This is a genomic window from Pantoea allii (assembly GCF_002307475.1).
In the GTDB taxonomy this organism is placed as follows: Bacteria; Pseudomonadota; Gammaproteobacteria; order Enterobacterales; family Enterobacteriaceae; genus Pantoea; species Pantoea allii.
In genome coordinates, this window is record NZ_NTMH01000036.1 from 250307 (window position 1) to 265103 (window position 14797).

A 14797-nucleotide genomic window follows, 5' to 3' on the forward strand; every position below is an offset into this window, starting at 1 on the left:
ACAACACCTGTGATTTCGCCGCAGGCAACTATGCCGGGCGCAGGTTTGCTTCCTGCAAGAGGGCATTTGCCTGCACCAGCGAATCCTGTGTGATATCGGCAATGCGCTTCGCGCCGGTTAAGGTCATCGCGACTTTCATCTCCTTTTCAATCAGCGTCAGTAAATGCTCAACGCCGCGCTGTCCATGTGTTGCCAGCGCATAGATAAAGGCGCGTCCCAGCAGGACGCTGTCTGCGCCCAGCGCAATCATACGCACCACATCCAGTCCGTTACGAATGCCGCTATCAGCAAGGATCGTGATATCGCCTTTGACCGCATCCGCAATCGCAGGTAAGGCACGGGCCGAGGACAGGACGCCGTCCAGCTGGCGACCGCCATGGTTAGAAACCACGATACCGTCAGCACCAAAGCGCACCGCGTCACGGGCATCCTCAGGGTCCAGAATGCCTTTGATCACCATCGGGCCATCCCAGAAATCGCGAATCCACTCCAGATCCTTCCAGGAAATGGAAGGATCAAAATTATTGGCCAGCCAGCCGATATAGTCTTCCAGCCCGGTAGGCTTGCCGAGATAGGTTGAGATATTCCCCAGATCGTGCGGCCTTCCCTGTAACCCCACATCCAGCGCCCATCTGGGATGCGTGATGGCCTGCCAGTAGCGCCGCAGCGCCGCATTTTCCCCGCTCATGCCTGAATGCGCATCGCGATAACGCGCGCCCGGCGTAGGCATATCCACAGTAAACACCAGCGTAGAGCAGCCCGCCGCTTTGGCGCGCTCCAGCGCATTACGCATAAAGCCACGATCGCGCAGAACATAGAGCTGGAACCACATGGGGCGGTTAATCTGCGGCGCAACTTCCTCAATGGGGCACACGGAGACGGTGGACAGCGTAAAGGGAATGCCTTTCCCTGCCGCCGCGCGGGCGGCCTGCACTTCGCCTCGTCGTGCATACATGCCACACAGCCCTACTGGTGCCAGCGCCACTGGCATCGACAGCGTTTCATTAAACAGGGTGGTTTCCAGACTGAGTTCAGACATATTACGTAAGATGCGCTGGCGCAGCGCCACGTCCGAGAGATCGGTCACGTTGCGGCGTAGCGTGTGCTCCGCATAAGCCCCGCCATCCAGATAGTGAAACAGGAAAGGCGGCAAAATGCGTTGCGCGGCGGCGCGGTAGTCACTGGCAGCAGAAATAATCATCAGCGTGTCTCCTTGTGATTGTGCAGGTCATGGCCAGGTAAACGTGTAATACGTGCCTGTCTGGCTTCATCTTCATCTCGCGTTTTCATTGTGGTATGCACAAAACCAAGATGATCCATCGCCGCTAAGCGCGCGGCCTCGGCATCGCCGAGTAAAATGGCGTCAAGCATGGCACGGTGTTGATCTGTCAGCTGGTCAAAAATGATCGGGCTGGTGTACATCAGCCTGCGGCTGTGCAGCATCGACGACTGGAGCAAATCAAAAAAACCGCGCATGGTTTGTAACAGCACCACGTTATGTGAGGCTTCCGCGATAGCGAGGTGAAACCGCAGGTCGGCCTGACCGGCCAGATGGGGATCGTCGCTCTCTTTTAACGCCAGCGTGGCGTCAAACGCGTACCTTAGGCGTTCTTTATCGGACTCAGTCGCCCGCAGTGCGGCATGCCATGCGGTGCTGGCTTCAATGGCGTAACGCGCTTCCAGAATGTCGTAGCGGTAATCCGGATCGTTGGCCAGCAGCTGACGAATCGGTTCCACAATGCGCTGTTCAGACCAGGGTTCCTGAGGTTGACGCAGCCAGGTGCCGTCGCCGCGTCGGCTCGTCAATATCCCGCTGCTGATAAGCTGCTGAATGGCTTCGCGCAGCGATGAGCGGGAGACGCCAAGCGCGGCGGCGAGCTGGCGCTCGGCAGGCAAACGCGTGCCGGGTTCAATCTGATGCTCGCGAATATACTGTTCGAGCCGAACCCGCAGCGGATCGGCGTGCGGCGATAAACTGGTTTTCATGGGATCATCCAGGGGAAAACGTAAGCCTGAAGCGTGGTAATGATGCCCACCAGGCAGGTAAATATCAGGCTGTGCTTGACGGTAAAGCGGAACAGATCGGACTCTTTGCCCACCAGACCAACAGCGGCACAGGCAATGGCTATCGACTGCGGCGAGATCATCTTGCCGGTCACGCCACCGGTGGTATTTGCCGCCACCAGCAGGATATCGGAAACGCCAATCTGCTGCGCGGTCGTCGCCTGTAAGGCGGCAAACAGCGCATTGGATGACGTATCCGAGCCAGTCAGAAACACGCCAAGCCATCCCAGGAAAGGCGAGAAAAAGGTAAACGCATGACCGGTATGCGCCAATGCCAGCGCCAGGGTGGCAGACAGGCCGGAGTAGTTAGAGATAAAGGCAAACGCCAGCACCATCCCGATCGAGTAGATGGGAAGCATAAGTTCTTTCAGGGTTTCTGCAAAGATTACTGCCGCAGCCTTGGGTTTCATCTTCAGAAAAACGATGGAGACGATGGCGGCGACCAGGATTGCCGTGCCGGTTGCCGACAGCAGGTCGAGTTTGAAAATCGCTGGCCAGTTGCTGGGTTGCGCGACCACCGGCGGCATCCGTGTTATCCCTCCGTCCAGCCCCGGCACGGGAAGGCTGAAAACCCAGTTTGCGAAGGCACCGCCTTTTGCAAACAGCGCTTTAAAGGGTGGAATGCTCCATAACGTGACGGTCGCGGTCAAAAAGAGGAACGGCATCCAGGCACGCACCACCTGCCCGGTAGTGTATTTTTGTCGGGTCAGCGGCTGATTGTCCTGCTGGCTTTCTGCTTCGCTGAAGCGAAAGATGCGGACCGGTTGCCAGACGCGTAAAAACAGCGTCAGCGACATTAAAGAGACCAGCGAGGAGATGATATCGGGCAGCTCTGGGCCAAGAAAATTCGAACTGAGGAACTGGGCAATCGCGAACGATCCCCCCGCCACCATCACGGCGGGCCAGGTCTCTTTCACGCCGCGCCAGCCATCCATGATTGCCATGATCCAGAACAGCACGATGATTGTAAGAAACGGAAGCTGTCGACCTGCCATCTGACCGATAGCGAAGCTGTCCAGCCCGGTCACCTGCCCGGCCACAATAATCGGGATTCCCATCGCGCCAAACGCCACTGGCGCGGTATTCACGATCAGACACAAGCCCGCGGCATAGAGCGGATTAAAACCCAGCCCCACCAGTAGCGCGGCCGTGATCGCCACCGGCGCGCCAAACCCTGCCGCACCTTCTAAAAAGGCGCCAAAGGAGAAGCCTACAATCAGCATTTGTAAGCGCTGATCGGGCGTGATCGATAAAATTGAGGCGCGGATAATGTCGAACTGGCCGGTCTTAACCGAGATCCTGTAGACAAAAACCGCCGCCACGATGATCCAGGCGATGGGCCACAGACCGTACATAAAGCCGTAAACCGCTGACGCCAACGCTTGCTGTAGCGGCATTTTATACAGCAACAGCGCCACAAGCAGCGCAAGAATGACCGTAATGGTCGCGGCCTGATAGCCTTTCATCTTTAGCTTGATTAACGCAAAGAAGAAAAACAAAACAGGAAGCAATGCAATCAGGCTGGAGAGCCAGATGTTGTTGAGCGGATCGTAATGTTGTTGCCAGACCTGCATGCCATTATCTCCATGGGATGATGAAAGCGATGCGCGATCGGCAAAGGCGGGTGGCGCATCTGTCACCTCTGACGCACCTATTGGTCCTACCAATCAGGCGATCAGGGCTTGCTCGTTACAGATACTTAACCCGCTGTTAACTCTAGGCAACAGTTGCGGCACTATTTTTAACGTTATGTGAGCCGCTGAAAACGTTTTGCCGGGTTGGTAGGACCAATTAGCGTTGCGGAAAGGCTTGTTGGTAGCTTCGGGGGTGAAAACGCAGATTCAGGCCAATCAGGATCACTGTTACGCTGCCCTGTAGCAGCCAGATGCTGGAAAAGTGGCCTGTCAGGTTATGCAGTTGTCCGGCAAGAAAAGGCATACTGCCCGCGATGATAAACCCCGCACCCTGCATAAATGCCACCAGACGCGCACCGGCCTGCGGATGCGCCAGGTGATCCAGCGCCAGCACCAGGGACAGAGGGAATGCGCCACCCAGGCCAATGCCCGCTATCCCTGCCCACAGCCAGGGATGGTAGAGCGGTGCCACCAGCAGACCGAGCATACCGCCAAGCTGTAATACCAGCGTCAGCAGGAGCAACGGTCGTCGATCCGCCCCCTTTACCAGCATGGGAAATACCAGGGCACCAGCAACCTGACAGGCAATCATCACGCCAAGCAGGCTGCCGCCCGCCTGGGCGCTCCAGCCCAGTTGATGATAAAAATCGGGCAACCAGGCGACACAAATAGCATAACCGCCGTTCACTAAACCAAAACTCAGCGCCAGCATCCATGCGCGCGTATTGCGCCAGACTGATGGCATGGCTGTCGATGTCTGCGGTGGCGGAGACGCCGCCGGAATCCACCACCAGAGCATAACGGCCAGCAGCGCAGGCGCAGACCAGCTGCTGAGCGCGCCGTGCCAGCCCAGATGCAGGCTGAGCCATGGCGTCAGCGCAGCGCCCAGTCCGCCGCCACCCATTAATGCCGCCGCCCATAGCCCGGTGATCATGGCACTGCGCTGCGCAAAGCGCTGGCGAATCAAACCCGGCATGGCCATTTGTACAATACCGATGCCGATACCACCGGGGACCGTGCTCCATACCAGCCACAGGCCTTGCGAGATAAAAAACCGGCTGGCCAGCGCCAGCACCAGCAACGCCAGCCCGCCACAGAGCAGCCCACGCAGTCGGATACGTTGCAGAAGCGGCGCGCTCACTAACGCGATGGCGCCCATCATCATCATCGGAATAGCTGGCAGGAGTGAGGCGGCGAGCGATGATAATCCAATGTTTTCACGCAGTTGATCCAATAGCGGACTGACGGAGGTCATCAGAGGACGCATGTTCAGTCCCGCCAGTATCAGAGCGGCAATAAGTAATAAGCGATCTTTTTTCATGGGCAATCCTGGAATTAAACATTGTCAGCCTGACAGCAGCCATTACTATTTGGAAATGAAATATCAGGATGACAGGCAGTGGAAAAATGAATCGCCAGCCCATGTTTACGCCTCAGCAATTGCTGAGCTTTGTCGCCGTATGCGAAACCGCCAGCTTTACGCGCGCCGCTGAACGGGTTCACCTGTCACAGTCGACCGTGAGCCAACAGGTACGGCGGCTGGAAGAGATGGTCGGCAAGCCTTTGCTGGCACGCTCGTCCCATCAGGTGCAGATCACTGAAGAAGGGGAAAAATTGCTGGGTTATGCTCGCCGGATTATTGCCCTGAACGGTGAAGCCCACGATGTGCTGAGCGATAAGTGGCGCGATGGCGTCCTGCGGCTGGGCGTACCGGAGGATTTCGCTGCACCCACCGCCGGGCTACTGGCGTTGTTCAGTCGCGAGCATCCCCACCTGCGGCTGGATGTGATGAGCGGGATGCAGGTAGAACTTCGTCGTGCCTGGCAACGGGAAGAGCTGGATATCATGCTGATCAAACAGCCCTACGGGGAACGTCCGCTGGCTTCCCGACCGGAGCCGTTACTGTGGCTGGACAGCGCTGCCCATCCCTGCTTCGAACAGTCCCCCATTCCCTTAGTGCTGTTTCCGCAACTGGGGCTGTATCGGGAGGAAATCTGCCAGACACTGGATTTTCTGGGCCGCAGTTGGCGAATTGGTTACAGCAGCGCCAGCCTGGTGGCGCTGTCCGCCGCCAGCGCGCAGGGCTTAGGGATAACGCTGTTACCGGCCAGTTGCCGCTTACCTTCGCATCGGGTGCTCGGCAGCCAACAGGGCTTGCCGGTAATCGATACCTTTGAGCTGGCGCTGTTTTGCCGTCAGCCAGAAGATGGCCTTCAGCGCCAGCTGGCCAACGCTCTGGCCGATTTCGCCGGCCTGAGCTGGCAGTGAGTTTTTAAATAGCAGGCAGTGAAAAACTCCTCAGCAGAGAAAGCTGCGGTTTGTCAGATTAAGCCTTCACTTATTTTCGCAGGAATCGCTGATGCAGACCGCCTCTTCCACCAGCCGCCGCCGCTTTCTCCGTCAGGGGGTTCGCCTGACCGCCGCCAGCAGTATGAGTATGATCATCGCCGGGATCGCGGCTTCCGGTGTTGCCGCCAACGCTAACGCAACGCCCGTCCTCTCACCTGGCGCGCTGCCCCAGAGCAACCACTATGTTTTAGGCAATGTATTGCTCGAAGAGGATTTCGCACGCGAAGGTAGCGAAATTGTTGCAACGAAAACAGCACGCTACGACATCACCCTTCGCGATGGCCACTTTCACCAGTTCAGCCCGGCCGGGCAAGGTACGCGTTCATTGCCGTTCTGGGATGCGCAGGGTGCCCTGCTGCTGCCGTCCACGCAGGATATGCACATCCATCTCGACAAAACCTTTTATGGGGGCCCCTGGCAGGCACCTCGCCCGCGTAAAGGCAAAACGATTATGGACATGATTGCCCGTGAGCAGGTGCTGATTCCACAGTTGCTGCCCACTTCTCAGGCGCGGGCCGAAGGGCTTATTGCCCTGCTGAATTCCAGGGGCACCACCCGGGCGCGCAGCCACTGTAATATCGACCCGGTCAGTGGTCTCAAGAGCCTGGAACATTTACAGGCTGCGCTGGCACAGCATCCCGATTTCCCCTGTGAGATTGTCGCCTTCCCCCAGCATGGACTGCTGCATTCTCAGGTCGACGGGCTGATGCGTGAAGCCATGCAACGTGGCGTGCACTATGTCGGCGGTCTTGATCCCACGAATGTGGATGGTGCGATGGAGAAATCCCTGGATGCCTTGTTCCAGATTGCGCTCGACTACCAGCGTGGCGTCGATATCCACCTGCATGAAACCTCTGCCGCTGGCGTTCAGGCTATCCGTTACATGATTAAAACCGTGCGGGAGAATCCCGCCTTACGCGGTAAGGTCACCCTCAGTCATGGTTTTGCACTGGCAACCTTACAGGGCGCTGAACGGGATAACCTGATTGCCGACCTGGCGGAGCAGCAGTTCAGCATTGCCTCCACGCTTCCCATCGGCAAGCTGACCATGCCCGTGCCGCAGTTGCAGGCGGCAGGGATAAAAGTCATGACCGGCACCGACAGCGTGATCGATCACTGGTCGCCGTTTGGCACAGGCAGCATGCTGGAAAAGGCCAATCTCTATGCCCAGTTGTACGGCGGTTCTGATGAGTTCTCATTGAGTCGCGCGCTGGCGATTGCCACCAATGACGTACTTCCTCTTTCTGCCAGTGGCGAACGTCAATGGCCCCGCATCGGAGACAGTGCCGATATGATGCTGGTTCAGGCCAGTTGTTCAGCGGAGGCGGTAGCGCGGATTTCGCCCGTTACGGCGACCTTCTCGCGGGGAAAACCCCTGTTTATGCAACAGCAGGTGTAACGCAGATACGCCTCACTTTAACGCTATTGCCTAAAGTGAGGCGCAGACATCTGAGGCACAGCGATGTTAAACCCGGCTTGCCTCACTTTTCTTTGACATCAACTCCATGGCCAGCGCATACAGATGCGCGCCGTCAGGGGCAACGGGATCGTCTTCGGCATAACATTCGATCATGGAGGCAACCTTATCAGCCGATAAACTTTCGCCATAAAGATGCAATGTCAGGACAGCACGACCAACGATTTTAAGTATGTCTTCATGCAATATCTTCGGGATATTATTCAATGAAAAACCCTCTGCCAGTGGTTATATCGATCTATGTTGCTCAATATAAAGGAGTTAATGAATGATTTTTACAGGGGTTTAAGCCCATACTGTTACATTATTAATGCTATTTTCAATGCGAAAAAAACGGGCTTCTCCGATAACCTCAATATTCGCTCTTATAAACAAAAGATTATGAATTTATTAACGTTCTCAGACGTTTATCAGGCTTCCCTTTTGGCTTTTTTTTCCGCAGCCATTCATTAAAATAATCCACCTAACGCACGTAATCTTCAGTTTATTCCTAAAAAAAACCTGGGTGAAATGGATATTATTTATTCAGGCGGTTAACGTTGCCGTTGTGCTCGCTTTCTGACAGACTTGCGCACGCAATGATGCCCCCACTTTTAGCCGCAGAGGCCGCACCCGTGACCGCTTTTTCCTCGCTTAATTCTCTTCCCGATAGCCAGCTCGATAACCTGCGCGAGATGGGCTATACCAGCATGACACCGGTTCAGGCCGAAACGCTGCCCGCTATTTTAGCCGGACGCGACGTGCGCGCTCAGGCAAAAACCGGCAGCGGTAAAACGGCCGCCTTTGGCATTGGCTTGCTGCAACATATCGACAGCGCTCTTTTTCAGACGCAGGCGTTAATTTTGTGCCCCACCCGGGAGCTGGCCGATCAGGTTAGTAACGTCCTGCGGCAGTTAGCCCGCTTTACACGCAACATTAAAATTTTAACCTTATGTGGCGGCCAGCCAATGAGCGCCCAGCGCGATTCGCTGGTGCATGCGCCTCATATCGTCGTCGGAACGCCAGGCCGCATTCTGGACCACATTAAGCGTGAGACGCTGAAGCTGGACAGCCTGCGTACGCTTGTACTGGACGAAGCCGATCGTATGCTGGAAATGGGCTTCCGCGACGATATGGAAACCATCATCGCTGCCACGCCCGCTTCGCGTCAGACGCTGCTGTTCTCGGCAACCTGGCCGGAAGGGATTGCCACCCTGAGCCAGCGCTTTCAGCGTGAAGCGCTGAGCGTGGTCACAGAAGAAGTGAGTGAACTCCCGGCTATCGAACAGCAGTTTGTTGAGGCCAGCCACGGTGAGAAGCTCTCGCTGCTGATCAGTCTGCTGAGCGAACGCCAGCCCTCTTCCTGCGTCGTGTTCTGCAACACAAAACGTGAATGCGACGATATTGCCGCTGCGCTGAATGCGCGCGATATCAGCGCCCTTCCCCTGCATGGCGATCTCGAGCAACGCGATCGCGAACGGGTGCTGATTCGTTTTGCCAACGGTAGTGGTCGCGTACTGGTGGCCACCGATGTTGCAGCCCGTGGGCTGGACATTAAGTCACTGTCGCTGGTGGTAAACTATCAACTGGCATGGGACCCGGAAGTGCACTTACATCGTATCGGCCGCACCGCACGCGCTGGCGAAAAAGGCGCTGCCGTGAGTTTTGTTGCCGCAGATGAAATGGCGCGCGCGCACGCACTTGAAGACTTCCTGCAACAGAAACTGCCCTGGATTGCCGCCAGTTCGCTGAAGAAAAGCAGTCAGCCATTACCCGCCGCCATGATGACGTTGTGCATTGATGGTGGGCGTAAAGCGAAAATTCGTCCCGGCGATATTCTCGGCGCGCTGACGGGTGAAGCCGGTTATCGTGCCGATCAAATCGGTAAAATCGATCTCACCCCTACCCATGCTTATGTCGCGATAGAAGCGGCTCAGGCTAAAAACGCGCTGGTGAAGCTTAAGCAGGGTAAAATTAAAGGTAAAACCTGTCGGGCTGTGCTGTTAAAAGACTAAAAAAACGGGCGAGAGTCACTCTCGCCCTTACTCTGACTTATGGCTCATCAATCCGCGTTACGTGCAGCGTTGTTTTATCGCCTTTCCCATGAACCTTGCCGCTTACCCGAACCTTGTCATCAGCGGTATAGGTTTTACCATCGAACGTTTTCTTCGGCGCAATGATGGTCAAATGGCCGGTTTCGTCACGAAACTGATAATTATCGCCCTTTAATTTTTTAACGATATAGCCTTCCAGCGTCACATAACCGCCCTGACGGAAGTCACGGATCTGATCGATGTGGGTTTGCCCTGTATCTTCCGAACCTTTATAACCCGCATCCTGCTTGTTCTGTGGCGGCGGCGTATCGCCTGCTTTGAAGCCACCTTGTTCTGCATATGCGCCGGAAGTGGCCATCACCAACAGCGTTGCCAGTAACACTTTCTTCATCTCGTACTCCTTTAAGGGGAAAGGTGTCCATGTTTAGTTATCACTGTTAAGCCTGGCACAAGAATAATATGCTGCTGTTGGATTTTCCCCTCTCACCTTTTTTCACTTGCTGCCGATAACTTCATCACACCCCTTTTCACCTGCTGCGCTGATGCTGAGGCAACAATGGATAATTTTCAGAAAGAGATCGACGAGAGAGCGAATCTCGCGCTATCGAACAAATTTGAGCTGCTGCTGTTTCGCCTGGGCTCTGACCAGTTAAAAGGTAAATCAGAGCTGTTTGGTATCAACGTATTTAAATTGCGTGAAATTGTACCGATGCCGCCGATTACCAAAGCAGCAGGCATGCGTTCACCGTTGCTCGGCATGGCCAGCATTCGTGGGCAGTTTATTCCGGTGATTGATTTACCTGCCGTAGCAGGCTGTGTTCCAGAAACGGGACTGAACCTGCTGCTGGTGACTGAGTACGCGCGTAACACCCAGGCGTTTGCCGTTGAGTCAGTGGAAAACATCGTGCGCCTTAACTGGAGCCAGGTGCATACCGCGGAAGCCGGGATCGGTGGTCGCAATATCACCAGTATCGCCTGCCTTGATGACGATGAACAAAAAAGCAATCTGGCTATGGTGCTGGATGTTGAGCAAATTCTGTATGACATCATCCCCTCGGTGCGCGGCGTTGAGCCTGAAACGCCTAAAGAGCGTCAGTTCAAAATGAAGCCGGGTTCGGTGGCGATTGTGGCAGAAGATTCTAAAGTTGCCCGTCAGTTGCTGGAGCAGGGCCTGAAGAGCATGGGCATTCCTGCCATCATGTGTAATACCGGCCTTGAAGCATGGGAAAAAATTAAAGAGATGCACCAGCAGGCTCAGGCGCAGGGCGAATCCATCCATGACAAGATTGCGTTGGTGTTAACCGATCTGGAAATGCCGGAGATGGACGGCTTTACGCTGACACGTAACATCAAGCGCGATACGACACTGCGCCATATTCCGGTGGTGATTCACTCATCACTTTCTGGCAGCGCGAACGAAGATCACGTGCGCAAAGTGGGTGCCGATGGCTATGTCGCTAAGTTTGAACTGAATGAGCTGTCTGACGTGATTTTTAAAGCAATGGAAGCCGCGAGCTAAGACGTAACGGGCAGCTTACCCCTGCCCAGTGAGGCTTGATATCCACCACTTGAGAATATAAATATGCATAGTGAAGCGCTACCCGTTGCTCGTAAGCCCTTGTTTCGCGGGCGTGCACGTCAGTTGAGTTGGATTGCGGCTGTTGTTTTTTGTCTGCTGTTTTGGGGCGGCGTTCTTGCCCTGATGGTTTAGTAAATAGCAGCGGGAAAGCGGTCAGAAGGGAAATAAAAAAGGCTGCCAATGGCAGCCTCTTATTACGGTAAATGCAACAACGCTATAGAGCTCTTTAGCCTTTTCAGAGTGCCTGTGGCTGACTCTGAGCTGCAATCCTGGTCGTGTTGATTTGAACAACGATCGTTTTGCAAAAAATGCATTTCGCTCCATGCGGGTTGGCTCTTGTCACATCGAAATGTGATTTTCTGTACTGCGAGCCACTACAGTGAGGACATTTAAAACTCGTAATTTTCAGTCCTTAGAGACCAACAACGTTCGCAGCAGCTGGGCCTTTGGCACCATTTTCTACTGTAAACTCAACTTGTTGACCTTCATCTAATGAACGGAAATCTGTGCCCTGGATTGCAGAAAAATGTACGAATACATCTTTGCTGCCGTCCTGAGGAGAGATGAAACCGAAGCCTTTCTCTGCGTTGAACCATTTAACGGTACCGCGGATTTTGTTAGACATGTTTAATTCCTTAATAATAGAGCCTTCCGGCGTAATGGCCTGAGAACAGATTTTAATCAGAACGTAAGAGAAGACTCAAAAAGAAGGAATGTCTCGCGACAGGCTTAGAGATGAGAACTGCTTTGGTTACTTACTTTGATAGTGTCTGTTAATCAAACCGACGATTCATTAGGTCATATCCTGCTGATGCATGCAAGGCTTATTTTAAAAAAATGAAGGCGGGCCAGACGAGCCCGCGAGCGGCAATCTGACCCAATCGTCTGTGACTGTCTGCTGTTACTGTTTGCGGAGATGAACCTGGTGCCCCTGTTCACCGGCGGCGAGATCGTCACGTAAAGTCAGAGACGGTATCGTGTAATCGCCGTCGTTTTGCCGATAATAGGCAACAGGTTCGGTCACAAACAGATTATCCAGCCGCTCGCCCAGTTCTGCACACGCTGCTGCAAAGCGCGCGCTGTCGGTGCGGCCGGTGCGATAAAGCGTAAAAGGCGGCAGGACGTCAAAACCGGGATAAAACAAGATGCCGTGCTGAATAGGGAACAGGATGTCATCAATATGGCCGTTGATGCCGCGTGGGCTGTAGTGGGACTCCCATCCGCCCATCGTGACAACCAGCATCGCACGCTTCCCTGCCAGCGTACCTTCGCCATAGCGGTCGCCCCAGTGCGTATCTGAGTGCTCCCCCACGCCATAGGCAAAGCCGCAGGCGTAAACACGATCAATCCAGCCTTTCATGATTGCCGGCATGGAAAACCACCAGAGCGGAAACTGTAAAATTACTGCATCGGCCCACAACAGTTTTTCCTGTTCCTGCACAATATCTTCACTCTGGAAGCCGCCTTCAAAAGCCTGGGTGGATTCAAAAGAGGGATCAAACCGTTCGGCATTCTGGCGATGCTGCGTATCAGCGGGCGATACGCGCGCCTCCCAGTTCATGGCATAGAGATCGGAAACGCGCACCTGATGACCCAACTGCTCCAGGTGGCTGACGGAGAAACGCGCCAGCGCGCCGTTAAGAGAATGAGGTTCAGGGTGAGCAACAACGATTAACACATTCATAAAATCACCTGCTTTGATGGGAATCTGAGATGTAGCCTGCATCCGAATGTGCTATCAGTAAAAGTAAATGAATGGATATTCACTATAGGCAAGACTGATACCATGAAACCCGATCTCAACCTGTTAATGACCCTGAATGTGCTGTTACAGGAAAACAGCGTGAGCCGGACCGCGCAGCGGCTTAATCTTTCTCAGCCTTCTGTCAGTGCCCGGCTTGAGCGCCTGCGTGAGTGGTTTAACGATCCCCTGTTGATTCCGGTATCTCATGGCATGCGCCCCACCGCGCGCGCCGAGGCGTTACGCCTTTCGCTGGCGCAACTGAGCGGCATGATCGATGAGGTGGTTGCTGCGCCAGGCCCGTTTATCCCTGCCGACGCCGTTCAGGAGTGGCGCGTAGCGGCCACGGATTACGGTGCCCAGACGGCACTGGTTCCCCTGATGGCTGCATTACGTCAGGACGCACCTGGCACCCGGCTTGCCATTCTGGATATGAAACCCGCGTTGATCGCCCAGCAGTTGGAAAAAGGCACGGTCGATCTGGTGCTTCATTTGCGTGACGGCGTGCCAGACGGGCTGCATATCCGCCCGCTGTTTCAGGAACGCTATGTTGTAGCAGGACGTCAGGGTCATCCCGCCCTGCACTCTGATATCACCGCCGAAGCGCTCTGCGCGCTGGAGCATGTAGTGGTATCGCCCGACGGCGGCGGCTTTCGCGGGGTGACGGATAGCGTGCTGGAAGCCAGAGGGTTGAGCCGAAAAGTGGTGCTCTCTGTGCCCCACTTTTTGCTGATGGGCAGCGTGCTGAGCACCAGCGATTTGGTGGCGTTGATGCCGGAGAGAGTGGCGGCGATGATGCCGGGATTGATGACCGTGCTACCGCCGATGGCGATTCCGGGCTTTGAGCTGGTGATGCTGTGGCATGAGCGATCACACCGGGATTTGGGGCATAGGTGGTTGAGGGAGCGGGTGGTGGGGAGGTTTTAAAAGCATGTCTGTATAATGAGGAGTTTCTGAGTTAGTGCTGAATCTACGTAATGTTGAACTTTTAACAACGATTCCGCTTTGGCATTATTCCGCATTCCGTGAAAGAGTACATTAAAAATATCACAGATCGCTCGATTCGGGTGGTTGAGACAATAATTTCCCTTGTATTTAGCCAATTTGTGTTAATGCAAGTCTACTCTTTTTACACTTTCCTTTTTACAATTTTTGCAGGAGCATACAAACTCGATTTTTTTAAAAGACTAAAGCTAGTCCATTTCCCCGTAAAGCATAGAGGCAAAATGATTGATTAGCGCGTCCGATATAATGCTGAGTGAGTTGATATTCCTCGCGTGGAAGCCCCCATCCACCGTAATATTATGCCTTGAATTACTTTATTCATTACTCATGCCTTCTAAATAAAAACCCTTAAATTATAACCACTTAACTCCTTATTTGATGATATTCCTACAAAAGCCAACCTCAACTCACCAAGTTGTTAAGCACTCTAGAGCGTAAGCAGTATTCATTAAGTATTTAGTCACCTTCATCAAGAAACCCGTAGCCTAAGCTTCAGAAAAAAATCATAAGATGGCTTAAGGCCTCATCCATTCAATAAAAATCGACAGCACCCATATTAATAAAACCCACTAATGAAAAAATCAACCAACATGGTGAGTGATCAGATCAACATTGTACTCTTTTAATGCTGCCTGAAATTTAGATAAAAAATCATCAACTTCTTTCGGTGGTAAAAACTTAAAAAAAACCTGAATACAGAATTTACTTTTCCCACATGCAGCGGGGAATAACTCTATCATTTGCCCACTAAGAATGAAGTTTAAATAAGCATTTACTTTATCTTGAAGCAAAAGTAAATGCTCATTAACATCATCCCCCCATGATAAATGATCTGTAATACCCAAAAGTACAAGCTCATCATCTTCATTCGATGTGTTGATAAAGTCGATCTTATTTATTTCTTCAATTGACATA

The 14797-nt window shown here is 53.8% G+C and carries 15 protein-coding genes; 5 read left to right on the top strand and 10 right to left on the bottom strand.

All coding sequences use genetic code 11. The features are described 5' to 3' along the window. Positions 1-28 precede the first annotated feature (28 nt). The 4 genes from lldD to CMR03_RS16280 form a co-directional block, all read right to left on the bottom strand. A complete protein-coding gene (lldD, locus tag CMR03_RS16265; protein ID WP_063878585.1) occupies positions 29-1201 on the bottom strand; it encodes an FMN-dependent L-lactate dehydrogenase LldD in 1173 nt (390 codons plus the stop codon). After that, on the bottom strand, positions 1201-1986 hold the full coding sequence (gene lldR, locus CMR03_RS16270; RefSeq protein ID WP_096012031.1) for a transcriptional regulator LldR: 786 nt from the start codon (positions 1984-1986) through the stop codon (positions 1201-1203). Before lldR ends, lldD begins: the two co-directional genes overlap by 1 nt. Further along, complete coding sequence (gene lldP / locus CMR03_RS16275) at positions 1983-3638, bottom strand: L-lactate permease (RefSeq protein ID WP_096012032.1); 1656 nt, start codon at positions 3636-3638, stop codon at positions 1983-1985. The genes lldR and lldP overlap by 4 nt, the downstream gene beginning before the upstream one ends. 217 nt (positions 3639-3855) lie before the next feature. Then, positions 3856-5019 carry a cyanate transporter gene (locus tag CMR03_RS16280; protein WP_096012033.1) on the bottom strand — a complete coding sequence of 388 codons (1164 nt, stop codon included), beginning with the start codon at positions 5017-5019 and terminating at the stop codon, positions 3856-3858. 86 nt (positions 5020-5105) lie between these two features. Here CMR03_RS16280 and CMR03_RS16285 point away from each other — a divergent pair, with 86 nt between their 5' ends. Together CMR03_RS16285 and CMR03_RS16290 are read left to right on the top strand one after the other, a co-directional pair. Then, positions 5106-5966, top strand: a complete 861-nt coding sequence (locus CMR03_RS16285) for a LysR family transcriptional regulator (RefSeq protein WP_096012034.1) — start codon at positions 5106-5108, stop codon at positions 5964-5966. Positions 5967-6057: 91 nt separating this feature from the next. Next, positions 6058-7446 (top strand): amidohydrolase, encoded by a 1389-nt coding sequence (locus tag CMR03_RS16290; protein WP_096012035.1) that lies wholly within the window; start codon positions 6058-6060, stop codon positions 7444-7446. A gap of 66 nt (positions 7447-7512) precedes the next feature. On the opposite strand, the gene CMR03_RS16295 is transcribed toward CMR03_RS16290, so the two are convergent. Beyond that, complete coding sequence (locus CMR03_RS16295) at positions 7513-7731, bottom strand: hypothetical protein (protein ID WP_063878579.1); 219 nt, start codon at positions 7729-7731, stop codon at positions 7513-7515. Between the two features lie 407 nt (positions 7732-8138). Between CMR03_RS16295 and dbpA the strand changes: the two genes are divergently transcribed. After that, entirely contained in the window at positions 8139-9518 is a 1380-nt protein-coding gene (gene dbpA, locus CMR03_RS16305; protein WP_096012063.1) for an ATP-dependent RNA helicase DbpA, read from the top strand. A gap of 37 nt (positions 9519-9555) precedes the next feature. On the opposite strand, the gene CMR03_RS16310 is transcribed toward dbpA, so the two are convergent. Then, positions 9556-9948 (bottom strand): YgiW/YdeI family stress tolerance OB fold protein, encoded by a 393-nt coding sequence (locus CMR03_RS16310; protein WP_063878577.1) that lies wholly within the window; start codon positions 9946-9948, stop codon positions 9556-9558. A 165-nt stretch (positions 9949-10113) separates the two neighbouring features. Between CMR03_RS16310 and CMR03_RS16315 the strand changes: the two genes are divergently transcribed. Then, positions 10114-11076, top strand: a complete 963-nt coding sequence (locus CMR03_RS16315; protein WP_096012036.1) for a chemotaxis protein — start codon at positions 10114-10116, stop codon at positions 11074-11076. A 295-nt stretch (positions 11077-11371) separates the two neighbouring features. On the opposite strand, the gene ymcF is transcribed toward CMR03_RS16315, so the two are convergent. The 3 genes from ymcF to CMR03_RS16330 all read right to left on the bottom strand — a co-directional run bounded on the left by ymcF (position 11372) and on the right by CMR03_RS16330 (position 12820). Next, on the bottom strand, positions 11372-11545 hold the full coding sequence (gene ymcF, locus CMR03_RS25625) for a cold shock small protein YmcF (RefSeq protein ID WP_096012037.1): 174 nt from the start codon (positions 11543-11545) through the stop codon (positions 11372-11374). A 3-nt stretch (positions 11546-11548) separates the two neighbouring features. Next, positions 11549-11761 (bottom strand): transcription antiterminator/RNA stability regulator CspE, encoded by a 213-nt coding sequence (gene cspE / locus CMR03_RS16325; protein WP_009091867.1) that lies wholly within the window; start codon positions 11759-11761, stop codon positions 11549-11551. Between the two features lie 276 nt (positions 11762-12037). After that, complete coding sequence (locus tag CMR03_RS16330; RefSeq protein WP_096012038.1) at positions 12038-12820, bottom strand: NAD(P)H-dependent oxidoreductase; 783 nt, start codon at positions 12818-12820, stop codon at positions 12038-12040. A 102-nt stretch (positions 12821-12922) separates the two neighbouring features. On the opposite strand from CMR03_RS16330, the gene CMR03_RS16335 reads away from it, so the two are divergent. Beyond that, positions 12923-13804: a LysR family transcriptional regulator gene (locus tag CMR03_RS16335; protein ID WP_096012039.1), complete on the top strand. Its 882-nt coding sequence runs from the start codon at positions 12923-12925 to the stop codon at positions 13802-13804. 659 nt (positions 13805-14463) lie between these two features. Here the strand turns inward: CMR03_RS16335 and CMR03_RS16340 are convergent. Next, the gene (locus CMR03_RS16340) at positions 14464-14796 is read right to left on the bottom strand and encodes a DUF6572 domain-containing protein (RefSeq protein ID WP_096012040.1); all 333 of its coding nucleotides are present in this window, start codon (positions 14794-14796) and stop codon (positions 14464-14466) included. Position 14797: the final 1 nt, after the last annotated feature.